Annotated in this window: 20 protein-coding genes, 2 pseudogenes and 1 riboswitch; of the genes and pseudogenes, 11 read left to right on the top strand and 11 right to left on the bottom strand. The window is 70.6% G+C overall.

Annotation, left to right across the window (positions count from 1 at the left end; translation table 11 throughout):
- Positions 1-10: 10 nt before the first annotated feature.
- Both ACUN9U_RS15990 and ACUN9U_RS15985 read right to left on the bottom strand, forming a co-directional pair.
- Positions 11-3,082: a helicase-related protein gene (locus tag ACUN9U_RS15990; RefSeq protein WP_445486012.1), complete on the bottom strand. Its 3,072-nt coding sequence runs from the start codon at positions 3,080-3,082 to the stop codon at positions 11-13.
- Entirely contained in the window at positions 3,073-4,767 is a 1,695-nt protein-coding gene (locus tag ACUN9U_RS15985; protein WP_445486011.1) for a sigma-70 family RNA polymerase sigma factor, read from the bottom strand. The genes ACUN9U_RS15990 and ACUN9U_RS15985 overlap by 10 nt, the downstream gene beginning before the upstream one ends.
- Positions 4,768-5,917: 1,150 nt before the next feature.
- Between ACUN9U_RS15985 and ACUN9U_RS15980 the strand changes: the two genes are divergently transcribed.
- Both ACUN9U_RS15980 and ACUN9U_RS15975 read left to right on the top strand, forming a co-directional pair.
- Positions 5,918-6,427 (top strand): hypothetical protein, encoded by a 510-nt coding sequence (locus ACUN9U_RS15980; RefSeq protein ID WP_445486010.1) that lies wholly within the window; start codon positions 5,918-5,920, stop codon positions 6,425-6,427.
- A complete protein-coding gene (locus ACUN9U_RS15975) occupies positions 6,424-7,143 on the top strand; it encodes a CBS domain-containing protein (RefSeq protein ID WP_445486009.1) in 720 nt (239 codons plus the stop codon). Before ACUN9U_RS15980 ends, ACUN9U_RS15975 begins: the two co-directional genes overlap by 4 nt.
- Positions 7,144-7,149: 6 nt before the next feature.
- Here ACUN9U_RS15975 and ACUN9U_RS15970 read toward each other — a convergent pair whose 3' ends face one another.
- Positions 7,150-7,419 (bottom strand): hypothetical protein, encoded by a 270-nt coding sequence (locus ACUN9U_RS15970; RefSeq protein WP_445486008.1) that lies wholly within the window; start codon positions 7,417-7,419, stop codon positions 7,150-7,152.
- Positions 7,420-7,492: 73 nt separating this feature from the next.
- Positions 7,493-7,600, bottom strand: a riboswitch (SAM riboswitch).
- Between the two features lie 114 nt (positions 7,601-7,714).
- Between ACUN9U_RS15970 and ACUN9U_RS15965 the strand changes: the two genes are divergently transcribed.
- Together ACUN9U_RS15965 and ACUN9U_RS15960 are read left to right on the top strand one after the other, a co-directional pair.
- Positions 7,715-9,361 (top strand): ATP-binding domain-containing protein, encoded by a 1,647-nt coding sequence (locus ACUN9U_RS15965; protein WP_445486007.1) that lies wholly within the window; start codon positions 7,715-7,717, stop codon positions 9,359-9,361.
- A gap of 71 nt (positions 9,362-9,432) precedes the next feature.
- Positions 9,433-10,440 carry a DUF4268 domain-containing protein gene (locus tag ACUN9U_RS15960; RefSeq protein ID WP_445486005.1) on the top strand — a complete coding sequence of 336 codons (1,008 nt, stop codon included), beginning with the start codon at positions 9,433-9,435 and terminating at the stop codon, positions 10,438-10,440.
- 63 nt (positions 10,441-10,503) lie between these two features.
- Here ACUN9U_RS15960 and ACUN9U_RS15955 read toward each other — a convergent pair whose 3' ends face one another.
- From ACUN9U_RS15955 to ACUN9U_RS15945, 3 genes and pseudogenes are all read right to left on the bottom strand, one after another.
- Positions 10,504-10,866 carry a hypothetical protein gene (locus ACUN9U_RS15955; protein WP_445486003.1) on the bottom strand — a complete coding sequence of 121 codons (363 nt, stop codon included), beginning with the start codon at positions 10,864-10,866 and terminating at the stop codon, positions 10,504-10,506.
- A gap of 14 nt (positions 10,867-10,880) precedes the next feature.
- Positions 10,881-11,411, bottom strand: a complete 531-nt coding sequence (locus ACUN9U_RS15950; RefSeq protein ID WP_445486002.1) for a hypothetical protein — start codon at positions 11,409-11,411, stop codon at positions 10,881-10,883.
- Positions 11,412-11,496: 85 nt separating this feature from the next.
- A pseudogene (locus ACUN9U_RS15945) lies at positions 11,497-12,987 on the bottom strand (ADP-ribosylglycohydrolase family protein).
- A gap of 118 nt (positions 12,988-13,105) precedes the next feature.
- On the opposite strand from ACUN9U_RS15945, the gene ACUN9U_RS15940 reads away from it, so the two are divergent.
- A complete protein-coding gene (locus ACUN9U_RS15940; protein ID WP_445486001.1) occupies positions 13,106-14,620 on the top strand; it encodes an SIR2 family protein in 1,515 nt (504 codons plus the stop codon).
- 12 nt (positions 14,621-14,632) lie between these two features.
- Here the strand turns inward: ACUN9U_RS15940 and ACUN9U_RS15935 are convergent, their stop codons facing one another.
- The gene (locus tag ACUN9U_RS15935; RefSeq protein ID WP_445486000.1) at positions 14,633-15,472 is read right to left on the bottom strand and encodes an NrtR DNA-binding winged helix domain-containing protein; all 840 of its coding nucleotides are present in this window, start codon (positions 15,470-15,472) and stop codon (positions 14,633-14,635) included.
- 114 nt (positions 15,473-15,586) lie between these two features.
- Between ACUN9U_RS15935 and ACUN9U_RS15930 the strand changes: the two genes are divergently transcribed.
- Entirely contained in the window at positions 15,587-16,474 is an 888-nt protein-coding gene (locus ACUN9U_RS15930; protein WP_445485999.1) for an ARPP-1 family domain-containing protein, read from the top strand.
- Between the two features lie 885 nt (positions 16,475-17,359).
- Here the strand turns inward: ACUN9U_RS15930 and ACUN9U_RS15925 are convergent.
- Both ACUN9U_RS15925 and ACUN9U_RS15920 read right to left on the bottom strand, forming a co-directional pair.
- Entirely contained in the window at positions 17,360-18,247 is an 888-nt protein-coding gene (locus tag ACUN9U_RS15925; protein WP_445485998.1) for an HNH endonuclease, read from the bottom strand.
- A 198-nt stretch (positions 18,248-18,445) separates the two neighbouring features.
- Entirely contained in the window at positions 18,446-18,844 is a 399-nt protein-coding gene (locus ACUN9U_RS15920; protein WP_445485997.1) for a hypothetical protein, read from the bottom strand.
- A 146-nt stretch (positions 18,845-18,990) separates the two neighbouring features.
- Here ACUN9U_RS15920 and ACUN9U_RS15915 point away from each other — a divergent pair, with 146 nt between their 5' ends.
- From ACUN9U_RS15915 to hepT, 4 genes are all read left to right on the top strand, one after another.
- Positions 18,991-19,206, top strand: a complete 216-nt coding sequence (locus ACUN9U_RS15915; RefSeq protein ID WP_445485996.1) for a hypothetical protein — start codon at positions 18,991-18,993, stop codon at positions 19,204-19,206.
- 178 nt (positions 19,207-19,384) lie between these two features.
- A complete protein-coding gene (locus ACUN9U_RS15910) occupies positions 19,385-20,731 on the top strand; it encodes a hypothetical protein (RefSeq protein WP_445485995.1) in 1,347 nt (448 codons plus the stop codon).
- A 68-nt stretch (positions 20,732-20,799) separates the two neighbouring features.
- Positions 20,800-21,210, top strand: coding sequence for a nucleotidyltransferase family protein (locus tag ACUN9U_RS15905; protein WP_445485994.1), 411 nt, complete (start codon positions 20,800-20,802; stop codon positions 21,208-21,210).
- Entirely contained in the window at positions 21,207-21,644 is a 438-nt protein-coding gene (gene hepT / locus ACUN9U_RS15900; protein WP_445485993.1) for a type VII toxin-antitoxin system HepT family RNase toxin, read from the top strand. The genes ACUN9U_RS15905 and hepT overlap by 4 nt, the downstream gene beginning before the upstream one ends.
- A gap of 273 nt (positions 21,645-21,917) precedes the next feature.
- On the opposite strand, the gene ACUN9U_RS15895 is transcribed toward hepT, so the two are convergent.
- Both ACUN9U_RS15895 and gtfA read right to left on the bottom strand, forming a co-directional pair.
- Positions 21,918-22,529, bottom strand: coding sequence for a DUF6518 family protein (locus ACUN9U_RS15895; RefSeq protein WP_445485992.1), 612 nt, complete (start codon positions 22,527-22,529; stop codon positions 21,918-21,920).
- 298 nt (positions 22,530-22,827) lie between these two features.
- Entirely contained in the window at positions 22,828-24,309 is a 1,482-nt protein-coding gene (gene gtfA, locus ACUN9U_RS15890) for a sucrose phosphorylase (protein WP_445485991.1), read from the bottom strand.
- Positions 24,310-24,381: 72 nt separating this feature from the next.
- Here gtfA and ACUN9U_RS15885 point away from each other — a divergent pair.
- Positions 24,382-24,832 (top strand): annotated as a pseudogene (locus ACUN9U_RS15885) (hypothetical protein); the annotation flags it as partial.

Below are 24,832 nucleotides of genomic sequence, written 5' to 3'. Positions count from 1 at the left end.
GGCATCAGGGTCAGTCGTGGATGGGAACGCTGGCCTCGACATCGCGCAGACTGGTCATGGGCTGGGAGGCGCCCAGCTGGTTGGGCCACGTGCGGGTGCTGGCGGGATCGTCGAGGTTGGCGAACCAGACTCCCAGCCACTTGCGGATCTCCTCACGCAGCAGATCGTCGACAGGACCATCGAAGCCGAGGATCGCGGCGATGGCCCGGGCCTGGTCGGCTGCCCCTAGGCCTGCGTCGTGCATGTGCTTGCGAAGGGCGCTGATGGTGGTCAATCGCCCTCCTGACGCGGGTTCCATCACGGCCAGGCGTCGAGCCTCGACGATGCCTGGCATCGTCAGGCGTAGTACGCGGCGGCTCCGACGTGTGATCGGAATCGCCTCGACGAAGCGGTCGCCATGGGTGATGTACTGGGCGAAGTGCCGGAAGGTCGCGGCGTCGCGCTCGCGTCCGATCTTGTGCAGGACGTATACCAGGCCAGGAAACGTGCGCCCCACGCGAGCGGTGGTCTGGATGAACTCGGCGGTCGAGAGCGGGAGGCCCAACATCACCATGACGTTGAGGCGGGCGACGTCGACGCCGTGACTCAGCATGCTGCTCGCTGCGACCACATGGATCCGCTCGGAGAAGTCGATCTCGGGTCGTTCGAGTCTTTGCAGGATGGCTCGCACGTCCTCGAAGTCGGTCTGCCCTGTGAGCTGTACCGCTTCGATGCCCTTGCTGCTGGTGTTGCTGGTCAGACTGCGGGTAGCAGCCTCGACGTCGTAGAGGGTGCTGCCGTAGACCACATCGGTGCCGTAGTAGGACAGCAGCTTCTCTGCATGGACGAGGTCGACGTTCGCTTCGGCGCAGACGGTAGCCGGGTCTTCCGCAAGGCGACGAACGGCAAGCTGCAGCACGTCGAGGCTGCGGTCGCTGACATGGTCGAGCGTCACGCCACGGGGTGCGACGGCGACGAAGTGTCGGAGGGGTGGGGAGCCGGGACGGGTCCAGAAGGACTCCCCTGCCGTCGGACCCTGCTGGGGAAAGACTCGCCCGTCTCGCTGGTAGAGGACGTCCACCTGGTGGTCGTGCCCGCTGAGGGTGGCGCTGCTGGCGATGATCTTGGCGGGAGGGCCGCCCAGTGCGCTCTGCAGGTGGTCCAAGAGGCTCTCGTAGTGGCTGTCGACAGCGCCGAGGCTGTCGCGCAGCAGGTGCAGTTCGTCCTGCAGGCGCAGAGTCGGTGCGTAACGAGCGCTTGGCATGGGCAGAGGTCGGGCAGTCGCTGTGCAATCGGGGACCAGGCAACCACTCGGCGTCGCTTTCCGGGGGGTGTAGGTGTAGCCGTGGCCACCCTCGCTGCACAATCCGACGGGCGGGCCGACCAGCCCTCGCATCGCTGCTTGCATCCCCACGCTGGCGGCCTTGTCCAGGGTGCCCAGGACCACCGTCGGCAGGTACCGGTAGACCTCTGAGTCGACGACGTAGACCGGTAGGGCGGCCTCGGGCCACGGGCAGTCGTTCCCATGGCACTGGTGGGTCAGCCGCCACCACCGTCGGTCGAAGTGCATGCGGACGTCGGCGCTACGGCAGAAAGGGCAGCGCAGCAGCACTTGGTAGCGATCCGGCATCCCAGGGCTGTCCGGGTCAGGGTCACGGCCCTCTGGTGTGGCGGTCTTGACGATCTTGTTGGGGGTGCCTCCGGAGCCGACGAAGAACCCGAGGCTGATCGGGGCGCCCTTGAGGCGTTCGCGTCGGCGTACCAGTTCCGCGCCCGCGAGTGCGTCGGCGAAGCGTTGGGTCTGTTGCAGGGACAGCAGACGCAGCGGGAACCGAGACCAGGCAGTCACACCGCTGGTCTTGCCTGTCATGCGGTCGTGCAACGCGGCGGTGACGAGGAGGCCGAGGTAGGTCTCGGTCTTGCCCCCTCCGGTGGCGAACCAGACGGTGTCCACCACTGATGCTTCAGCTGGATCGACGAGGAAGTTCAGCGCACCGAGGAGGAAGCCGACCTGGAACGGGCGCCAGCTGTCATACCTGCCTCCCGCGCTGTGGTTGATGGCCTCGTTCATCAACTGGAAAGCGCGTCGCACCTCTGCATCGGACTGCAGCAGCCGCAGACCCTTGCGGAGCCGATCGACCTCGTCACCAGCGGCACGGCTTTCCGCCTCCGCTTCCCTGCGCATGGGTTCATCCCACTCCGGGTGAGCGCCGAGCAGCGGTTCCCACTGCTGTCGGTGGTACTCGGCCAGTGCCTCCACGAGAGCCTGCAAAGGAGGTAGCGGGTCACGTGCGAGAGCAGCGAACGTCAAGTCGGGGACCGGGCGCTCACTGTTCCAGTACTCCGGACGGCGGGTGGTGACACCGACGGTGTCTGTGGTCCGAAAGCCCGAAGCCCCCGGCAGCTGGTCGACACCGACGTTGATGCCGTAGGCAGGCACGTTGCGGTCGAAGCGGAAGCTGTCCGGGAGGGCATCAAGGCGGAAAGGACGTGTAGCTAGGCCGGTGACCTCGAGGACTGTCTCGTACAGGTGGGTGTCCTGCAGCTGGGAGTGCTTGGCGGGACTGGTGTTGATGAGCTGGATCACCAGTTCCGGTTCGCCCTCCCAGCTCTCGAGCTCGACGCGGATTTCCGCGCCCAGACCGGCGGCTCCGACGTCGGCGAAGGCTTGCTGGAGCTCCAGCGCGCCGGCACCTGCGCCGGCGCAAGGCCGGTCGGCGTCGACAGCGACGCTGACCGGCACGTCGACTGCCGGTAGACCTCGCCACGGCCGGTCTGGGTCGGGGCAGGTGTTCTTGTCCTCGAGCACCCATGCTCGAGCCTGGACCCGAACGGTGAAGGCCCATGGTCCCGGCTCTTCTGGTCGAAGGCGGATCCCGATCGCACACGGTTCGAGGCGCTCCGCGCGCTGGCCGAGGTCGCTGCTCATCACCTCCTCTTCGGTGGCCAGTCGACCCAGCCAGAACGTAGAGGCCGGCGCCACGCCGAGCCGGTCTGTCCCGTCGCCGCGGCCCGCGATGGTGACCTGTCGGTCGAGCCACGCGGTGAAGGCTTCCGCTGCAGCCGTGAACGACTGCGTGCCGGTGGAGGTGCTCACGTCCATGGCTTGTCCCTGCGTCGTTTGCGAGTCGTGATCGCGCCGGGCGGAGAGGGCGCACGCTCGCCCAGCGGTGTGCGCAGCGTGTCGCTGCGCGCGCAGTCGACGAGGTACTCGTACAGGTCGTCGATGCGCGCATCCTCACGCAGCAGCTTCAACGCCTTGTTCTGCACCTGTCGAATCCGCTCGCGAGTGACGCCCAGGCGATCACCGATGTTGTCCAACGTGTCGGCTTCGGCTCCGTCTAAGCCGTAGCGATGTTCTAGAACCTCGACTTCACGCGGCGTCAGCACGACGTCGAGAATCCTTGTCAGGTCCCTCTTGCACTGGTATCCCATGACGACAAGAGCCGGATCCGCGATGGCGTCCTGCGCGGCTCCCGGGCTGATGAGGTCCACGAGGCGAACACTGTCGTCGGCGTCGACCAGCACGTCGTAGCTGATAACTGGTTCGGACCAGGTCACCGCGGCGGCTATTGCTCCGACGTCCATCCCGACCTCGTCGGCGATGTCCTTGAGGGTGACAGCGCGGTCGAGATCACGCTCAAGGCGAGCCTGCACAGCTCGGATCTTCTTGACGCGGTCGTGCATGTGGATCGGAAGGCGGATCGCGCGGCCACGATCCCCGATGCCGCGGTCGATGCTTTGGCGGATCCACCACGTGGCATAGGTGGAGAACTTGTATCCGAGCTCAGGATCGAATTTGTCGGCGGCCCGTATGAGCCCGAGGTTGCCATCCTGTATGCGGTCGGCGAAGTCCACGCCGCTGTGTTGGTACCGGGGCAGCTTGGCGACGCTGATGACGAGACGAAGGTTTGCACTGACCAGCTTTCGATGGGCCTGTCTGCCCGCTTCGACGATCAGTGTCAACGTCGATGACCCCCCTTCGCCTGCCGGCGCTTGCGGGAGTGTGTCCATCTTCTGGGATTCCAGCGCGCGACGCCCAGCCTGAACGGCGCGCCCCAGTCGCACCTCCTGCGCCGCGTCCAGCAACCGGATCCGGCCAACTGAGGCGAAGTAGGCCTGCAGTTGGTCCCGCTCGACAGCTCCGACTTGCCGGCGGACCCGTCCGCCGTCGAGGTCGTCAACCGCGTCATCGGCGTGCTGGACCCGCTCTTGAGTCACCTCAACTCCAGCTGCCGACAGTGCAAGCAGGACGTGCTCGATGGCGTCCCCCCGTAGCCCTCGACGGTGAGCCAACGTCGTTACATCGACCATCGTCAGCGCGCCGGCCCTCAGATAGTCGTCCTGCAGGTCGGACGCGACCTGCTCGACGACGGGATCGTCGGTAGCGCTCGCTAGGTGCGATCTTGAGTCGGTGACTGCAAAGGGATCGGCGTCGTTCCAGTCCTCGTCCTCGTCCTCCTGCGTCTCGCCTGGTAGATCGGGATGAGGTTCGAAGGGTGGTGATTGACGCGGAGCGACGGCGAGGGGAGGGTGATCTCCTGGATCGGCTGCTGGTTGGTGCTTCGTGGCAGCTCGCGCTGCACGCGCCATCTGGGTGGGTGGCGACCTCCGCTCGCTCCTCGTCGCGGCAGGCATGGCGGCCAGGATCGCCTCGAGCTGGTCCGTGTCGACGTTGTGACGCCGCAAGAGGGCGTGCACTTGACCAGGGGTCGGCATGCGCCCCTGTACATCGGCCAGCCGCTCCATGTCCGCGCGCAGGGCAGCTAGTGCTTGTTCGTACGACACGTCAGCTGCCTAGAAGCTGCACGCGATCCGCGGGACTGGCGAGTGCGGCGTCACCAGGGATCAGATCAGCGCACTTGCGCTGTCGGTGCCGCAGCCGTCCAGTGAGCGCCGTGCGCCTCGACAGCCGGCGCTCGAAGATGCGCATCTGCGGCGGCTTGTGCGCGGACGGCGATGACCTTCTCGTGGCGGGGAGTGCCTGTGAGGCCACCAAGACGGTGACGCAGTGCTCGATGGACACAGCCCCCCAGCGGTCGCAACGTCGCGGCGGCTGCATCGCCGCGCCGAAGGGGATGGTTGCACAAAAATTGCGCGTGGTCTCCCAGCGGTCCGAGCTTCCCCGCGTCGGCATCAGTCAGCCCGCGGGCACTGCCCCCATTGTGTGGGCTGTCACCGTCCCCGTTCCCTGACGCCTTCGGCATCCACCACCGCAAGGCCGCTCTTCCCCTCGGTCACGAGCGCCTCCGGACCAGGCCGTCCCGGCGACCACGTGACGTCGCCGTGAGCAATGATCCATGCTGGCGACGCTCGAGTGCTTCGGGATGCCTTGGCCACTGGGGTGTCCAATGCATTAGCCGTGCCGTGATGTGTGCTCTCCAGCGGCGAGCTCGACGCGGACTTCCCGCCAGCCCTGGAGCTTGTCGCCGGATGAGGCGCTGGAGAGCACGACGGCGGGTCGGTTTTCGTCTGCTCGGATCGGCGCAGCTGCCGCCGACGCCGGTTGTAGGCCCGCCAGCCTGGTCCGCTGCCCTGCCCGGAGGTCGATGAGGCGCGCCAAGAGCGGCTGACGACGCTTCGGGACTCGTGCACCTCGACGGTCAGCTCGGCGCCGGCGTCGGCGACCTCGTGGCTGTTGGGCTCGCAGTTGCAAGGAAGCGCGGCGTTGCGGCCTTCGCGCATCTCCACACCGGAGCGACCGTGGCCTCGATGGTGACGGAGGACGTCATGTCCGCCGCCTCGTGTCGTGATCGCCAGCACCAGCACGCGAAGGCGGCAGCGGCTCGTCCTGTCGTGCTTTCGCCCACAGCCGTGTGGAGTGATCAGAACTATTGACCGCTGAGCCCGCTTCGCCACTCTGACCGGCGCGCTGTCGGCCCACACGTTGTGATGGCCCGCGAGCGAATGACTCCGGGCAGCGGGCACACTGGGGACCGTGACTGACGAGGACGTCATCTACGGCTGGTACGCGTTCCATGAGACGTGGGCTGTCATCGGCGCCGAAGACGCAGAGCTGCTCGCCGGCGCGGTGCAGCGAGCACAGGCTGCGACCACGGTCGGCGAGATGCGCGCGGTCTACACGGACGTCGGCGACGGCCTCTTGCCGGCGACAGCAGACGACTGGCTGTCCGACCTCGAGGACGATGACGGCGACGTGGACGACGCTGCGGAGTACAGCTGGAGTCAGTTGCCAGGCGTTGAGGACGGGGATTGGCCACCCATGCCGTCTCGCCTCACCCTCGCACTGCCACAGGACGTGCTCAACGACCTGCGCCAGCTCCCTGGGGTGAAGCATGAGGACACGGTTCTCAACGGTGACTACCTTGTCATCCCACGGGCTGCCGAGGCGGACTTGGTCAAGGTTCTCACCACGCACAGATACCGCGCGAAGCGAGACGACGCCACCGTGTACGCCCTCGCCGGTGGGGATGCGCTGTACGGATGACGATGGCCTTTCGTTTCCTGGCTGCCTTCAACGAGGTCGAGAACCACCTGCGTGAAAAGCTGACGGCCAGGCACGGTGAGCGCTTGTCGGAGCTGATCCGATGGGGGCAGGACGAAAAGCTTCTCACTCAACAGCAGAGCAGGGAACTGTCCACCCTGGCCAGTCTCCGCAACGCTCTGGTGCACGGCAGGTACATCAACGGCCGTCCACTCGCTGAGCCGGTCCCCGAGGTCGTCAGAGCCATCGAGAGGCTTCGGGAGCGGCTGCTCCGCCCGGCCAAGGCTCGCGACGTGCTGGACCTGGCGCGGCCAGCGACGTTCGCGCCAGACGACCTGTTGTCCGAAGTCCTCCTGGTCGCCGCCTCGCACCAGTACTCGCAGTTCCCCGTGTACGACGCCAAGGACGGTTACTCAGGGCTGCTGACCACGGACGGAATTGCTATGTGGTTGGGCGCCAACCTGACCCCACCTGGCATCGGTCTCGTCGAAGACGTCCCCATCAGGGACCTTCTTCCGCACGTCGAGCAGGTCGATGCGGCGGTGTTCGTGCCGGTGACCATCACCGCTGCTGATGCCGCGACTCGGCTGCAGCACGGCGGTCAGCGAGGCCGCCCCGCTGTCGCGCTGTTGGTGACGGAGTCTGGACAGCGGAGGGAGCCGCTGGTCGGCCTCATCACGACGGCAGATCTGCCCCAGTTGCTGGACGCTGCTGGATGACGTTCGTCAATGGTCGACAGGGGCGACGCAGAGCAGCAGATCGCCGGACCGCATGAGGTTGAGGTCCGGGTGCAGACGTACCGGCGCTCCGTCTGACAGCAAGCCCCCCAGCGCGGCGTGGTGCCAAACCGTCATCCGCCTGCCGGACGTCCACAGGTCGAGCGCGATGGTGTGCACATCGGTGTCGAGGTGAGCCAGGGCGTCGACCCAGCGGTCCGTGCCCTGCCGGCCCAGCCTCGCCTGGATGGGGTGTGTGCGATGTCCCGGCAGGAACAAGCGGCATCCGGTCGGTAGATCGCCATCGCCGCGACAAGGAACCATGACATGCGCTCCAGCTCTGCGGCTCGTGCCGCGGTCGTTGCGCCTGCCGGCCGGTCGGCGCCGGTTCATCACTCGAAGCACCCTGACGAGGGGTTGCTGCGCAGCAAGTCGAGGCTTGTCGCTGCGGCTCGTGAACCGAGAGCACGATATCTATGCAGGGCTGTCATTGACAGCCCTGCCATTGGCGGGTGCCGCGATGTCATGCTTGGGAGGGGTGGCCCTCACGCTGCCCACCTGACACGGTGAACAGGTGCCGCGGTGCCTACCCGAAGACCCCAGCTTCGCCACCAGCACGGAGAAGATCGTCTGGCAGAAGCTCCGCGACACGCTCGGCGAGGAAGACCTCCTGGTGGCCAACCAGAGGGTCACCACCCACGAGAAGGACCACGAGCTCGACGTCGTCGTCGGGCTCGCTGGTCACGGCGTCGTGGTGCTCGAGGTCAAGGGCGGTGAGGTCTGGCACGACGGCTTCGACTGGCACCAGCGGGCGGCCGGCAGCGAGAAGGTCATCCACCCCGCGGCTCAAGCGCGAGACGGCATGTACGCCCTGCGGGCGCTCATCGAAGGCTCTGCGGAGTGGCGGGGCACCTCGAAGCAGCGCTTCAAGTGGGGCCACGCCGTCGTGCTGCCCACCACGTCGCTGGCCGCGGGCTTCTCGGCTCCGGACCTCCCGCGCTGGGCCGTCGCGGACAGGAACCAGCTCGACGGTCTGGTGCCGTTCCTCAAGGACCTCCTCGCGCAGCAGGGCACGGGGAACCGGCAGGCGCAGCGAGCCGACCTAGACCTGCTCGCCGAGGAGCTGGCCGGTCGCAACCTCCCGCAACGCGATGTGGTGGCTCAGGCGCTTGAGCACGAGGCGCAGGTCGACGTCCTCACCAGCACGCAGTTGGCGCTTCTCCGAGCCGCTCGGCTTCTGCCGCGTCTCGAGGTCCGTGGAGGAGCGGGCAGCGGCACGACGTTCATGGCGCTGGAGCAAGCGCGACGGCTCGGCCAGGACGGCCAGCGGGTGGCACTGCTGTGCTACTCCCTGGGCCTGGCGAGCTACCTCCAGCGCGCGACCGGCGCGTGGAAGAACCACAAGCACCGGCCCCAGTACGTCGGCGTCTTCCACGACCTCGGCGCGAAGTGGTCGGGCCAGCCGCACAAGGGTCGCGAGGACGCCGCCTACTGGGAGCACGAGCTTCCGGCTCGTATGACGGAACTGGCGCACGCGCTGCCACCGGGGCAGCGCTTCGACGCCATCGTCGTCGACGAGGCGCAGGACTTCGCGCCGGCGTGGTGGGAGCCGCTCGTCGCCTCGCTCTCCGACCCGGACACCGGAGGCCTCTACGTCTTCTCCGACGAGGGGCAGACGCTGTTCCCTCGGTACTCACGCCCTGAGCTGGGGCTGGTGCCGCTCGTTCTGGACGACAACCTGCGGAACAGCAAGCAGATCGCGACGGCGTTCTCCCCGCTCGTCGGCTCGCGGATGCAGCTGCGCGGGGGCGACGGCCCGCAGGTCGAGTTCCGCGCGTGCTCACCGGACGACGCCGTGGGTGAGGCCGACGACGCGGTCGATGACCTGCTCGACGCCGGCTGGCGCCCCCAGGACGTCGCGCTCATCACCACCGGCAGCCGCCACCCCGAGCAGGTGTCCCGCTGGGAGGACGGGCCGGCCGCCTACTGGCGCTCGTTCTGGGACGACGCGCTGGTCTTCTACGGCCACGTCTTCGGATTCAAGGGCTTAGAGCGGCGCGCCGTGGTGCTGGCGCTCAACGAGAAAGGCACGCGCGACCGAGCGCGGGAGCGGCTCTACGTCGGGCTGTCGCGGGCTCGCGAGCAGCTCGTGGTGTGCGGAGATCCCGACTTCGTCCGCTGGGTCGGCGGTGACGACGTCGCCAAGCGCCTCGGACTGTGAGGGCGTCTCCTTGCTGTGACCGTGATTGATGAGGGCTGCACGCCGTCATTGCTACGTGGGAGCGTGACGACGTGGACGAGGACGCCCTGACGGGGCCCGGGAACGACCAGCCGAGCTTCGTGAAGGCAGGGGTCACGATCAGCCGGCTGGTCGAAGTGCCCATCCGCGAGGTGTGGCCGACGGAGTACGGCCACTTCACCCCCTGGTTGCTGGCCAACAGCGCTGCCCTCAGCGAGGCCATCGGCTTGGAGGTGCAGCTGGAGGCTCGAGAGCACCCCGTGGGCGCCTACTCCCTCGACCTCATCGGCAGCGAGGTGGAGCAGAGCGACCGCCGGGTGATCGTCGAGAACCAGTACGGGATGACGGACCACCGGCACCTCGGGCAGCTGCTCACCTACGCCGGTGGTACCGAGCCCACGACGATCATCTGGATCGCCGAGGACTTCAGGGACGAGCACCGGGCTGCCCTCGACTGGCTCAACGGGTCGACGTCTGCGGAGATCCGGTTCTTCGGGCTACGCCTGACGATCGTGGCCGTCGAGGGAGGCTCCTCCACGCTCGTCGCGCCGCAGCTCGAGGTCGTGGTGAGGCCCAACGACTACGTCGCAGCGGCCAAGAGCCAGGCCGAAGGGCATGCGGTCGGGCCGACGTCCAAGCAGGAGAAGTACCGGGAGTACTGGACGTCCTTGGCCAGCGGCGTGGGGGGACTCGGACTGAGGACCGGCACCCCACCGGCTGAGAACTGGTGGAACTTCGCCACCGGCGTGGGAGGTGCCGTGTGGGGCGTGAACTTCGGCAAGGGCGGCGCCAAGGTCGAGCTGTACTTCGGCTCCAGCGACGCCACGGAGAACCTCCGACGCTTCCGCCTCCTCCTGGAGCATGAGGAGGCCATCCGCGCGGCCCTGCCAGACGTGCACTTCGACGAGCTGCCGTCCCGGAAGGCGTGTCGCGTGGAGGTCGTGATGCCGGGAGCCACTCTGGACGACGAAGACTCCTGGCCGGCTGTCAGGGGGTGGATGCTTGAGACCCTCGGCAGGTTGCGGGACGCTGTCATGGCGGCCGGGGGTGTACCCGTCTGAGCGGCGGGGCCGGACGGCATCGGCAGCCCTAGCTCGTGGAGAGCTGCCTTGACGCCTCGCCGCTCAGCCGCACTCGTCGCAGACGCCAGTGAGCGGCAGCTGCGTGAAGCACGTCGAGCACAGACCAGCCACCCGAGCGCCTGTGCCGCTGCGGCTCCTTGCTGCACGCGAGTGATCGCCGTCAGCACCTGGGAGCAAGTGCGTGCTGTGGCCGCCTGCTGCGTCGCGGACGTCCACGAAGCCGCGGTTGACATAGGCGACGACGGGACCGTCATCAGCCAGCGCGACGTACTTGCGGCTCTCCGGGATCCACACGCGCCGGTAGACCAGGCCGGCGATGAGCCGCCGCACCTCCGGCCGTCGCTCGACGGAGACGGGCAGCGCTGCCATCGCCGCCTCGACATCGGAGTACTCCTCGACAACCATGGTGGCCTCCGTGATCAGAAGAGCTGAGCGGTGTGGTCGCAGCAGAGGGCGAGCGGTGACTGCGTGATCCGACGCAGCGTCGGTGAGCCGCCCCAGAGCGTGTCGAGCGTGAACCAGAGGATGCCGCCCGCTGCCGCGAGCGCACCCATCTCCTGCTCCACCGCGTCCTCGAAGCGCGGCGACCCGTCATCGGTCGGCGCGGGCACCCAGCCCGATGTGCCCTCCGGAGCCGAGATCTGCGTGAACGTCTCGTCGAGCGGGAGCCGGACCGCGACGACCACGACACCGTGCTCGTGACGGATGACGTCGATGTCCGTCGTCGTCCCGTGCGACGGACCCTGGGGAGCCGCCACCCTCAGCGTGCTCCGAGCGCCGCCGGGCGGCAGCCCGAGCTGGATGATCAGCGCGGTCAGCGCGATGGGACTGAGCTCGAGATCGTCACCCACGGCGTCGACGTCGATCCGGATGTCGAGGAGCCGCTCGTCGCGCAGCAGCGGCATGAGCGACCTGAGCTCCTCAGGACTGACATGGGCGACGACCTGCACCGCACCTCCGCACATTCGGCGAACCAGCACCGCGACGATAGAGCGCACCACCGACAGTGCGTTCTGAGCAGCGACGACGTCGGTGTCAGGCCGAGGCGCTGCCCCGGGCGACGTCCCACAGCAGGCCGTGGCCGCGCGCGCTGGGCAGGGCTTCCAACACCGCAGCGGCGGCGGCCCGAGGGTCCTCGCCGCGGTGCGCGGCGTAGGCGACAGCTGCGGTCGGCGTCCGCTGCTGAGCCGCGACGCAGTGCAGCAGCACCGTGTGGCCCTCCTCGCGCAGCTCGGCGACCACCGAGGCCGTGTCGCGCAGCACGAACGCCAGGTTCGGGTTGTCCCCCGACGCCTCGGAGTCCATGAGCCACACGTCCACCTGCTCGCTCGCGCCGACGCCGGGCACGGCGTCCTCGACGCCGCGGCGGCACAGCGAGACGACGGCCCCAAACGCGCCGGACCGCGCAGCGCGGCCGAGCGCCGAGCCCGTGGTCCCCAGCACCACGCCAGGGTCGGCGGGGTGCGGCACGCCGTCGTCCAGGGCCGCCCACGGGTAGGTGACGTGCGCGCCGGACGGCCAGCCCAGGCTGTCGGCGCGGCCGCCGCGGGCGGAGAGCACGGCGAGGCGGACCAGGTCGCGGGACCGGACCTCGCCGATGCCGTGGATGCGCCGCCGCCAGGTGGCGGGCACGGCGGATCCGCCCCAGCGGGCGCCCAGGAGGGCTCCGGCGATGGCGGCGACGGTGTCGGTGTCGTGGCCGGACCTGACGGCGGCGTGCAGCGACGCCTGCAGGTGCTCGCACGGCGAGGTCGTCGCTGACTCCTCCGGCACGGGGGTGCGGCGGATCGCCGTCCACGCGTCCTGGAGGGCGGCCACGGTCCATCCGTTGGACGCCGACCTGTCCCGCTCGCCCCGCTCGGCATCGGCCAGGCGCTCCGCCCACAGAGCCCGGCGCTCGGGCGCCAGCAGGTCGAGCCCGCCCTCGACGTCGAACCGGCCCTTCAGCACCGCCACACGCACCGCCTCCGACCACAGCACGCAGGAGTCGAGCGCGTCGGGGTCGGCGTGGGTGAGCTCCGCCACAGCTCGCGCAGCGGCGGCGGTGCGCTCGCGGTCGTGCAGACTGGAGATCCCGACGACGCCGGTCCGCATCAGCGCGCCGTTACCGCCGGCGCGCCGGCCGCTGGCGACGATGGCGTGCGCCCGCTCTCGCAGCCTCGCGGCCGAGCCGGGGCCGGGCACGACACCGGTCAGCGCCGACGAGGTCTGCACGCCGATGTCCGCGGGGCCGCTCTGCTTTCACGCGATGAAACCGTCGGCGACCGCGTCGAGGGCGGCCTCGGAGGTGAGGTCGGCGCCGGTGGCCGCGACCCGGGCGATGACCACCGCCATCTGCGTGTCGTCGCTGTACTCCCCGGGGGCGTAGCCCCCGAGCCCGCCGCCGAGCATCTGCGCCTCGCCGGTCGGGGGAGTGCCGAACTCGTACGGCACGCCGAGCGCGTCGCCTACGGCCTGGCCGAGCAGGACGCCGGTGGCGCGGTCGGTCTGCGCGCTGGTGAGGCGCTGGTGCTGCGTGGGAGCCATCGTGGCCCACCTCCTTGACTCAACTGTGCGCCAACATACCGGATAACCGCATCTGCGCGTTAACTGCATCCCCCAGATGGACGGCTCCGTGCTGGGATACGGCTGTCACGCTGGGTGAGTGACAGCTGCGCAGAACTCGTGGACGGGGCCCGGCCACGTCTTCGTGGTCCACGGCGACCTCGGCGCGCTCGCCTTCGACGCCGTCGCCATCCCGACGGACTGGCGGTTCTCGGTGGGTGCGCACTGGCGCGGTGCCATCGGCGGCGCACCCGTCCGACCGGAGGGCTGGGCCGAGGGTGGGGCGCGCATCGGCAGCGCCCAGGACCGCGTGTGGTTCGTCGACGTCGGCTCCTTCCTGCCCGAGCACGACACCGCCTGGCTGGTGGACGGCGTCCGCCAGGTGCTCGAGGCGATGGCCGAGGAAGGGCTGCGGCCTGCGCGCCGCGACGGGGGAGTCCTGCGCTCTCGGCCGCTGCTCGCGATCCCCCTCGTCGGCATCGGGCGCGGCGGCTTCACCGAGCAGCGCGGTGAGGTGGTCCTGGCGCTGCTGCGCACCGCGCGACAGGTCGCCCGCGCGCGGGGAGTCGACGTCGCCGTGGTCACCAACGACCCCGCTGTCTACGCAGCGATGCAGCACGTCCGCCGCAGCGACGGCGGCGATTGGTGGCAGCTCGACGAGTCGCTGCTCGCGCTCGCGCAGGACCTGGCCGGCAAGGCCCGGGAGGGGAGCCTCGCGCTCTTCCTCGGCGCCGGGGTCAGCGTCCCCGCCGGGTTGCCGACGTGGACCCAGCTGGTCACCGGCCTGAGCGAGGGTCGCGACTACCCCCGCGAGGAGTTCCAGCGGCTGGGGCCGCTCGACCAGGCCGAGCTACTGCGCAAGCAGGTCCCGGACTTCGAGCGCCTGGTCATCGAGGCCTGCCGGACCGACCGCCATGCGATCGGCCACTCCCTGCTGGCCTCGCTCGGTTGCGCCGAGGTGGTGACCACCAACTTCGACGACTGCTACGAGCGGGCGCACGACGCGGTGCGCAAGGACGCGCTCACCACGGTGCTCCCGCACTCGACCCACGTGGGCCGCGCGCCGTGGCTGCTCAAGATGCACGGCGACGTGGAGGACGAGCGCTCGATCGTGCTGTCGCGCAGGGACTTCGTCCGCTACGACGCCGGCTCGCGTCCCGCGGCGGCCGTCCTGCAGTCCCTGCTGCTGACGCGGCACCTGCTCGTCGTGGGCGCGTCGCTGACCGACGACAACGTGCTGCGGCTCGTCCACGAGGTCGCCAGCTTCCACGAGGAGCGCGGGGTCGAGCGGGCGTTCGGCACGGTGCTCGACGTCGAGGGCGGCAGCCTGCGGGGGCAGCTCTGGGACGGCCAGCTCGCGTGGCACTCCATGCCGGGCGACGAGGTCCCGGACCGGGCGCGCGCGGTGGAGCTGTTCCTCGACGCCCTGGCCGCCCGGGCGAGCTCGGACGAGTCCTGGCTCCTCGACGACCGGTTCGCCGTGCTGCTCGCGTCGGACGAACAGCGCGAGCTGGCCGCCGAGCTGCGAGGGCTGCGCTCGCGGCTGGCTGCCGCAGGAGCACCGTGGGGGTCGCTCGTCGCTGACCTCGACCGGCGCGGTGCGCCGAAGGACTGACTGTCGGGCGACTCAGTCGCGGCTGTCGAGCTTGGCCGCCCGTGCGGCGGCCGTGCGCAGCGGTCGGTCACCCCTCGGGCGGCCCCACCTCTCGCGGGGGAGGCGCTGTGCGAGGTAGGCAGGGCGACCCACAGATCGAGGAGCCCACTGCTCGGTCATGGTGAAGGTGTGCTCGAAGTGCCGGCGGAACGTGTCTGCCTGCAGCTCCTCGCCCTTGACCGCCTCGTGCACGCGGCGCAGCTCTCGCACCGAGAAGTACTCGCCGAGGAGGTGGCCGGGGTCGGGCTCGACCGCGTAGCGGGCGCGCAGGTCTGCGACGGCCACCGCCAGCACGTGCGCGTGGTCGTACGGCAGGCGCAGCGGGACGCCGTCGAGGAAGGCTTTGACGTCGTCGTCCTCACCTTTCACCACCGCCACGGCCACCTGGTGGCCGTGGCCCTGGCCGACCTCCACCCCGGCTCCTGGGATCTCGCGCCGCGGCAGCGTGTCGCGGTGGGCGACGCTGATCACCCACCCCCGGTCGTCGCGGTCCGGCGCGTCGAAGACGTGCAGCTGTTCGGGCAGGCGCTCGCGCAGGCCCGCCTTGCGCAGTGCCCGGTTCACGGCGGCACGCAGCGGGGGGACCTCGTCCGCCGGTGACGGGCCGACGTTGCGCCCGGCGTCGGCCCAGCGGGCGGGGGCGTGCACGAAGGCCCCGGGCAGGCGCCAGCCGTCCTCGCCGTCCGGCCTCACGACGACGACGCCGAGGCGTCGCAGCCCACCCGGCGCCTCCTTGGGCAGCACGGTCAGGGCGGCGACGTCGACGGCCAGGGCCGGCGTCACGTAGGTCTGCGGCCCGCGGTGGGTGGTCACGGCAGGAGTGTCGGCGTCCACACGGGTGAGGTTAACGCGCTGGCGCGCCAATCGTCCGACCGGCCCGCTAGAGTTAACGCATCAACGAGGTTACTAGGTGAAGAGGTGGTCGTCATGGCGCTGACAGCGCTGCACGTCGGCTGGGCCGCTCAGGTCGGTCCGGTGTCGCTGTTCCCCGTGTGGACGGGGGCTCCGCTGCGCCCCCGTCGCCGCGTGGTCACCACCGGCGGGGTGGTGTCCGAGGTGGACGAGCTGCTGGGCGGACCGACGGTCGAGGCGCTGCAGGTCTCCAACCCCCGGCACCGCCCGCTGCTGCTGTGCGAGGGCACGGTGCTCGAGGGCGGCTGGCAGACCCGCGCCGTCGCGATGAGCGTGCTGGTCGAGCCCGGACAGACCCGGGTGGTGCCGGTGGCGTGCGTCGAGCAGGGCCGCTGGGGCGGTGGCACGTCGCACGGCGGGGGCACCCGCCGGGTGCTGGCAGCGACGCGTGGTGCGCTGCACGGCGTGGCTCGTGGGGCCGACGGCCGCGCCCGGCGCACCGAGGGCCACGAGCGGCAGGGCGAGGTGTGGGCCAGTGTCGAGCGGGTCCAGCAGCGCTTCGTGCGCTCGGCGACCGGCTCCTACGCCGAGGTCCACGCCGAGCTGCAGGCGCACGTGGCCGCCGCGGCGGCGCGCACCCGGCCGGTGCCGGCGCAGCGCGGCGTGATCGTGGGGATCGGCGGGCACGTAGTGTCGATGGAGGTCTTCGAGCACCCGCGACTGCTGGAGCTGCACTGGCGCTCGATCGTCGAGGCCGCGCTCATGGACGCCGCGGGGCAGCCGGACGTGGTGACGGAGGCGTGGCGGGCGCGGAGCTTCGCGAGGCACGCCCCGGCCGACGCGGTCGCGGAGGACCCGCGCGACGCCGACCCGTACGTCGACGCGTACGCGCTGCTGCGCGACGGCGAGGTGGTGCACCTGCCGGCGGTGAGCCGGACGCACCACCTGGTGCTCGCGGCCTGAGCGTCACGAACTGCAGCCCGCCGGTCAGCAGACCACCAGCACGTGAGCGCCCCCGACCACGATTGAGGTCCACGGTGGTCCACAACCTCTCCCTAGAGAAGTGTTGCTTGATCACAGGATCGAACGGCATGATCAATACAGCGGTCTCAGGTGACTGGTCTTGTCGCCTCGCGACGTAGCTCGGCTCGGCGGGAGGAATGGTGGGACGGGTTCGATTGAATTCGGGTTCTGTGAGCGCGGCCGATGTCCGCGCAGGAACCGGCGGCCGCAAGCCGAGCCAGTGGCGCACGACTGTTGATGCAAGTGAGGCGCCAACGTATCGGAGACCTGGGAAGTTGAGCACTCAGGCAGGGTCCTGTTCCCAGTGCCGATATGATCGACAGTTAGTTCATCGGGCGATCGCCATGCTGAAGGAGCTGAAGCAACCACCGTTGCTCACGACTCTCGACATCGCTAAGGGAGCGCCCGCGTCTGCCCTACGCCGCAAAGCGCTCATTGCCGTGAGGCGACTGGGCGATTGTTCATGTGAACGCGGAGCCGCTCCTGCACCCGTCATGAAGCCTCCAAGGAGGCAACCGAGGAGCAGGCCCGGCAAGGCATGGCGTGCGTAGAGTCGCGACGACACTTGCTCGGAGCTGAAAGCGCTCTAGTGGCACGTATGAAATCAGCCATCTGAGTGCTGGTAGACGTAGCTGTGGTGCATAAGCAAATGATGGACCTCCACGTGTTCATAAATCCTGCGTAGTGATGGGTGCGCGCGAACCGGCGGCACTCGTCATCAATCGCTATACAAAATGGTGAGCGGCGAGTTGGCTGCTACACACTGCCCACAGTGCGAAGCGCCCGTTGACCGCAGCGACCTCACGCGATTGGGCATGCGTCGCATCAGCCGGCCGAGACGAAGCGCTCGTAGCGCCACGCGAGGCCGTCTGTGTCAGGGCGGTCTCGCGGGCGCCGTGGCAGGTCAATAGTTCGGCCGTGCATGTCCTGCAGGCCGTGGCGCAGCATCGGGCCGTCCACCTCGTCGAGCAGCGCCTGGTTGATCGCCACCCGGTGGTCGGGGGAGATGCCGAGCAGGTCGGCGTCGTAGGCGCGGTGGTGGATGGTGCAGAGGCTGAGGCCGTTGGTCGTCACGGCCCGTCCCTCGTGGTGGCTGTCGGGGTAGATGTGCGCCGCTTCGAGCAGCTCGGCGTGACGCAGGGAGCAGATGGCGCACCGCGTGGCGTACGCGCGGATGACCTGTCCGCGGAAGTACGGCTGGTGCAGGCGCTGCTTGGCCAGCCGGACCGCGTAGCGGCGCTGGTCCTCGGTGGGGTGGGCGACGTCCCTCATGAAGAGGAAGGACTCGTCGAGGGCGATGGTGAAGCTGGCCGCCGCTTCGTCGTCGTCGACGACGTAGACCGGGTGCACCGGGATGTAGACGTTCTTCTCCGGCTTGAGGAAGAGGATCAGCGGTAGCCCGCGCTTGTGGGCCTCGCGCAGCTTGCGGTTGTCGCCACCCGAGCCGCGGCGGTAGGCGTAGTGGAGCAGGCCGTCACCGGTGTCCCTGTCCTCGTACGGGCCGTCCGTCGCGCTGACGATGGCGAGGGTCGCCACCATCGACTGCGGGTTGCGGATGCCGCGCGAGAAGTCGATGAGCGGCAGGGACGTGCCGTCCTCCAAGGTGTGGCCGAGCAGGTCTGAGCGGGAGATCCAGCCCCCGTTGCGCGCAGCTCGGTCGGCGACCCAGGCCATGATCCGCTGCCTCAAATCCCGCTCGACGTCGACGTCCACGGTGACAGCTCATCACAGGGAGTGGCGGACGGGCCTGGCGACGTCAGAGGGACGACGTCGGGATCGGCTTGACCGACGTCCTGAGCATGTCACCGGTCGTCGTCGATCGTCACGGACGACTGACCGAGCCGGGGGCCATCACCCGAGGAGAGGCCGCGGACCGTCGCTTTCAGATCGCCCAACCGAGGGGTGTCAGCGTCACGACCACCGGGCGTAACAGGCCTCGCGGATGCGGACCGCGTCACCGGAGAACCCAGCGCCGACCTCCCGCGTCCCCTTTTCCACGACGAGCGCGGCGAGGTCGGGCTCGCCCCGACGGCGGCAGTCCTCACCGATGAGGAAGAGCACCTCGCCCATGCCCTGCGGCCGGGCGATGCCGTCAGATGCCGCGGACGCCTCCTCGTAGGTGAGGCGCCGACGCTGGCGAGCGGCGTCGATGAGCGCCGCGCGCAGGAGCGGGAGCCGGTCCCACCGGTGCGGCGTGACCCGCGCCCGCTTCTTGCCCGGTCGGTCGAGCCACTCGCCCAGGCGCAGGCGGAGGTCGAGGGCGTCCGCAGGCAGGTGACGGGCAGTGGCCGGGGTGGCAGTCAGGGACACCGCTCGACCGTCGCCGGTGCGGCGACCGCGGGACAACGCCGCGGCCGTTGCCTCACACCGATGCGTCACGCTCGCACTCGTGTGGCGTCGGGTGCCAGCTGGCCGTCGTCGGCGACCGGTCCCGGCCCCAGGGCTACCGTGAGGTGATGGCGGCGCCGCTCACCTGCCCCGGCTGCGGGGAGCGCGAGGGCGTGCGGCTGGTGCTCGGCTCTCCACGCCCCGGCCGGGCTGCGGAGGCCGACCGGCGCGACGTCGTGCGCGGAGACCGCTCCGTGCGCCCGCGCTCGCCGAGGACGTGGGTCGACAGCGCGTGCCGCGCGTGCGGAGCGCGGTGGGCGAGCGAGGCGCCGCCGTCCCGCTGACCACGTCGTCCGCCCACAGCACACAGCCTGTGGACAAGATCACCGAGCGGTCGTGGCCTTGCGCCACGGTGCTGCCATGCCGAAGCGCCGCACACGCCGTCGTCCTGCACCGAAGAGCCGCTCGCGTCCACGCGGGGGTCGGCGCGCGAGCCTCACGCCCGCAACCGCCGAGCCTGTCGTGGCCGGGCCGGCACCGGTCATCCCCGACGGCCTCACGGGACCCGAGTGGGAGTACTGCAGGCCGCTGTCCAGCGCCCTCAGCGAGCCCGGCTTCGCCAGCTGGGTCGACGGTCTGGCTGCCGTGCGCGACGTCGATGCGCTGCTGGCCCGGGTGGCGCGGCAGAGCTCACCACCCGGCACTCCTCCTGGCTCCGCAGGTGAGCAGGACGAGACTAGAAGCGACGTCGAGGCCCGTGCTCGGCTCCTCGAGACCGCCTGCCTGCACTGCCACGTCCTCTCCCAGGACGACGACGGGCTGCACCCCGGTCCCGGTGCTGCGCTGTGGACCTCCCACGACCCACGCACGCGGACGTGGTTCCGTGCCTTCCTCCTCGCGGCAGCGGCGGAGGTCGTCGTGCGCTCGCTACCGGGCCGCAGCTACCACGGTGAGCAGACGTCCTCCCTCCTCGCGGAGGTCGTCGCGGCAGCGGCGAGCGCTCAGCCGTGGACGGCGAGCCAGCTCGAGGCGCGCGGCGGACCCTTCGGCAGCCTCCTGCTCCTGCCCGAGGTCCACCGGGGACTGGACCGGCTGCGGTGGCTCGGGGTGCTCGACGCCGGCGCGTCGCTCGAGGCGCACGGTCATGCCAAGGCCCTGCTCGAGACCCTCGCGGGCGCACTGGACGAGCCGCGGGTTCCCGAGCCCCGCCATCCCGACTCCCGCGTCACAGGCCCGACCTACGAAGTGGAGGCCAGCGTGGACGTGGCGGGCGAGCGTCGAGTGCGCCTGGTCCGGATCAGCGGCTCCAGCCGCGTGAGCGTCCTGACCGACCTGGTCATGACGGTCTTCGGCCTGCGCCACGAAGGCCGGATCGGCCTTCGGAGCGGCGTGCCCCTGCCGTCGAGCCTCGGTGAGGCCGGTCTGCTGACCGCCGCCGGAGCGGACCCCGACGACCCGTGGATGCTGGCCGTCGGGGATGTCGCGTGCCTCGAGGACCCCGAAGAGGCGAACGCGGTCGTCAGTGCGTGGAGGGTCAGCGTGAGGTCGCTGGTGGAGCACCTCGGGGAGCGATGGGAGCTGCCGCTGCGCACCTCGGCCGGTGCGGTGGTCGAGGACCCGGTGCTGCACCTGCGCGTGGTCAGGACGGTCTCCGCGGACGACAGCCGGGCCCTGGTGTTCCCGTCCTGCCTGGCCGGCACCGGCGCACACCTGGCTCGTGCCGGCGTGGAGGCCGCCGGGGACGACGACGATCTCGACGACGACGGGCTCGACGATGACCGGCTCGACGACGACAGGGCTGGCGGCGCGCCCTTCGACCTGGACGCCGTCGAGGCCCAGGTGGCGCGGCTCCACCGCGGTCGCCGATGACCGGCACGGGGCGAGCGTCGCGCCGCCGGACCACCCGCCGACCAGCTCCACCGCGCTACCGTCACGGAATGGGCATCGCAGAGGCGCTCATGCGGCTGGTCGCAGCCGCTGACGACGGCCACCTCGACGAGATCGCCCGACGGCACGGCCTGGCCCTGGTCACCGTCTTCGGCAGTGCAGTCCGCGACGCCAGCACCGCGCGTGACCTCGACGTCGCCGTCCTCTTCGCGCAGCGCACCGCCGCTGCGGAGCTGGCCGTCCTCGAGGAGCTCATGGACCTCAGCGGCACCGAGCGCGTCGACCTCATGGTCCTCGACGACGCCGGCCCGGAGGCCCGCTTCAACGGTCTGACGGGCGCGCTGCCCCTCTGGCAGGACGGCCCAGGGCGCTGGGGGACCACGCAGATGGCTGCAGCATCTGAGGTCTTCGACACCGAGTGGCTGCGGCAGGCTGCGCTGGAGCGGATGGCCGCCGGATGACACCGCCGCGCCTCGACCCCCTCAGCGTGCAGGCGAAGCTGGCGCTGATGGCCGAGCTCGTCGAGGACCTCGATGCCGTGGGCGCCGTCGGCGGCGGCCGGCTGCTGGAGGACCGCCTGCTCCGACGCGCGGTCGAGCGGATGCTCATGCAGGTGGTCGACCGCGCTGCCTCGGTGTGCAGCCACGTGGTGTCGAGCCGGGGGACGAGCCCTCCGACGAGCTACCGCGGTGCGTTCGACGCGGCGTCGACGCTCGGGCTGGTGGACGAGCAGCTGGCCTGGTCCTTCCGGCAGGCGGTCGGCATGCGGAACCTGCTCGTCCACGAGTCCGTGCGGGCTGACCTGGAGCTGGTGGCCGCTGCTGTGCCTCGGGCGCGCGCCGACGCTGCCGCCTTCGTGCAGCAGGTCAGCTCCTGGCTGCTGCAGCAGACCTGAGCGTTGTGGTTCTCCGCCCGCTCATGCCGATGACGCCAAGGCCACCCGGCCCAGCAGCTGGCCGTGGGCCCGACGACGTCCTCCCGGCCGGCGACTCCTGCTGCGCTCGACGCGCACGGCTGCTCCATCGGCACGAGCCGTGCAGCAGCGACGCGTCCGTCGTCGTCCTCCGCAGTCGAAGGCGGAGTACGCGCTGGTGCGGCTTGGGCTGCTCGGAACGCTCGTCGGCGTCTGCTACCTGTGGGTGCACGGCCTCGGCTGACCGCCCGTGCCTCAGACCAGGACGCTGTGCAGCAGCACCTCGCCGGCCACCCCCAGCGGCAGCACGAGCAGCAGCCACGCCGCCGCGGCACCTACACCCCGCCGTCGCGACCTTGCCGTCCGTGCCACCGCGCCGGTCGCGCCGAGCGCCGCGACGAGCAGCGCCCCGAGCGCGCAGAAGACGACGGCGTCGCCGACGTAGCCCAGGTAGTACCCGTACGTGACAGCCCCTTCGGCGAGGAAGACCCCGCCCAGCAGCGCTGCCCCGAGCGCAGCCAGGCGCAGCGACCGGGCGCGCCGCCACCACCAGCCGGCCGCCCCGAGCACCGGTCCGCCGAGCAGCGCGGTGGCCGCCCACAGCAGCACCCAGGAGGGGTTGATGCCGAAGCCCCTCAGCGACGAGGTGGCGTAGTACCCGCCGACCTCCCCGAGGCACACGAGCACCCCGGCCAACACCGCGGCCCACGGGCGCCTGCTCCACGCCCCGACGAGGAACGCGGGTGCCACCCACGGGCCCACCGCGTTGGCCAGCCCGGCGAAGGGCCACGGCAGCACGGTCTGCAGGCCTGACGTCGCCGCGCCCCACGCGAGCCCGACGAGCACCGCCGCTCCGAGCAGCGGCACCGGCCGCAGACCTGCTCGGTCAGCGCCCCGGTCAGCGCCTCGGTCAGCTGCGCGGGCAGCGCGCCGCCCAGCGCCTCGCCGGGCGGCAGCCCGCGGGGGACTGGGCAGGCTCGTGACGGCGGCCGGGTCGCTCATGGTGGAAGGCTCCCGCGCCACCACCGCCGCCGGCATCAGCGCGCAGCCGGACTGTCGACGCACGGTCATCACCCGTGGGCCGCACCACCGTCATCCCGGGGACTGACGGGCGCCGCCGGGGCGGCGCGCCCGTCGTCGTCCTGATCTCCTGGCCCCAGCGCGGTCAGGGCGCCGGCCGGAGGCTGCGGAACACCGTGACCCGCTCGCCGCCGTCGCGCTCCTCGACCACCTCGAAGGTCAGGCCGACCAGGTCGGCGCGCAGCTCGGCGGCCTCCTCACCGCTGGTCCAGCGCAGCACCAGCCCGCCGGGCTCGCCGGTCTCGGTGACGGTGGGCTCCCCGTCGAAGACCGGGCTCTGGTTGCGCCACCTCAGGACGTCGAGGAACAGCGCCACGTGCGGGTGGGCGACGCGCTCGCGGACCTCGTCGGCGGTGTAGTCGTGGCGGTTGATGGCGCGCGGGTCGCCGACAGCTGCGAGCGCCTCGAGGTCGTTGCCGCCGAACAGCGCGCCCACGTAGTACACCTGCGGGATCCCCGGCACGAAGAGCTGGAGCACGCGGGCGAGCAGGTGGGCGTCGTCGTCGCCCAGCGCGTCGTGGAAGGTGCACATGAGCTGGTAGCGGCGAGCCTTCTGGCCGTCGCGGCGGACGACCGGCTCGCGACCCTGCACGAGGTGGCGGCTGTCGGCGATCACCGCGCTGACGCGCTCGCTGACGAGGTCGACCTCGTCCTCGGACAGCAGCCCGGCGACGTCGACCACGCCGATGCCGTCGTGCGTGTCCAGCGTGGTGAACTGCGTGCGCGGGCAGATCCGCAGCCAGTGCGCGAGCCGGTCGGTGCGCCCGGTCATGAGGGCGTGCAGGGTGAGCATCGGCAGCGCGAAGTCGTAGACCCACAGGCCGCGCTCGGCCATGGCCAGCTGGATCTCGTAGCGCTCGTGGACCTCCGGGAGCACCTGCGTGCCCTGCGCTCGGAGGGGCTCCGTGCCGATCTCGAAGACCTGCCAGATCTCCGGCTCCACGAAGAAGCAGCTGGTGCCGGGCCGCTTGAAGGCGTAGGCGACGGCGTCGAACCTCACGATCGGCACCAGCTGGGCGAGGCGGCCGAGGGTGCGCCGGTAGTACTCCTGGGTGGCGGGGTGGAACGGGTCGACGTCGACCTGCTCGGCGAAGAAGGTGCTCCACAGCTGCACCTCGGTGCCGTCGGCGCGGGTGAAGGTGCGGACGGGGCCGCCCTCGCGGCGGCTGTAGAGCGTTTCGAGGTCATCGGGGGTGGGGGCGCCGTCGGGCCAGAACTCGTCCCAGCGGATGAACATGCCGCGGTAGGGCGAGGCGTCGCCGTGGGCGAGGTAGTCCTGGAACTCCGCTGACCGGATGGAGACGTGGTTGATCATGAAGTCGGCCATGAGGGTGTAGCGCTCGGCGAGGCGCTCGACGTCGTCCCAGGTGCCGAAGCGCGGGTCGACGGTGTCGTAGTGAACGACGGCGAAACCGCGGTCACCCGAGGACGGGTAGAACGGCAGCACGTGCACCCCGCCGAAGGCGCCGGCCAGCTCACCGTCGAGCAGCTGCTGCAGCTGGCGCAGGTCGCCGCCGAGGCTGTCGGCGTAGGTGATGAGCATCGCCTCGTTGGTCACCGGCTTCACGCCGTCCAGCCTGGTGGGGGTGTGGTGGTTCGTGCACTCCGGGCTGTCGGTGGTGGGTGGTGGAATGTGGACATGAGTTCGACGTCGGTCTCGCTGCTGGAGGAGCGCCTCGCTGCGCGCCTGTGGTGGCAGGCCGCGTCGGTGCACCCCGCCGAGTACGAGCTCGACCCCAAGGTGCGCCTGCTCGACGGTCCCTTCGAGGACGACGACGACGAGGGCGCCCGACCTGCTGACGGAGCGGCTGAGGGATCGGCCGAGGGGACGCCGGCGCTGCCGCCGGAGGCGTGCCTGGTCGGGGTGCGCGACCAGGCGGCGCTGGCGTGGGCGGCGCTGACGCCCGGGGTGGAGCTGGTGCGGGCGGTGGAGGGGCTGTGGGCAGACCTCGCCGCCGACCTGGAGGCGTCGTGCCGCTCCACCGACGTCGCTGCTGACGTCGCTGTTGACGTGGCTGCTGACGGGGCTGCCGACGCGGACGGTGCGGCGGACGGTGCGGCGGGCGGTGCGGCGGGCGGTGCGGCGGGCG

The sequence above is a fragment of the Quadrisphaera sp. KR29 genome (assembly GCF_052644995.1).
This window is presented reverse-complemented; position numbering and strand designations above follow the sequence as displayed.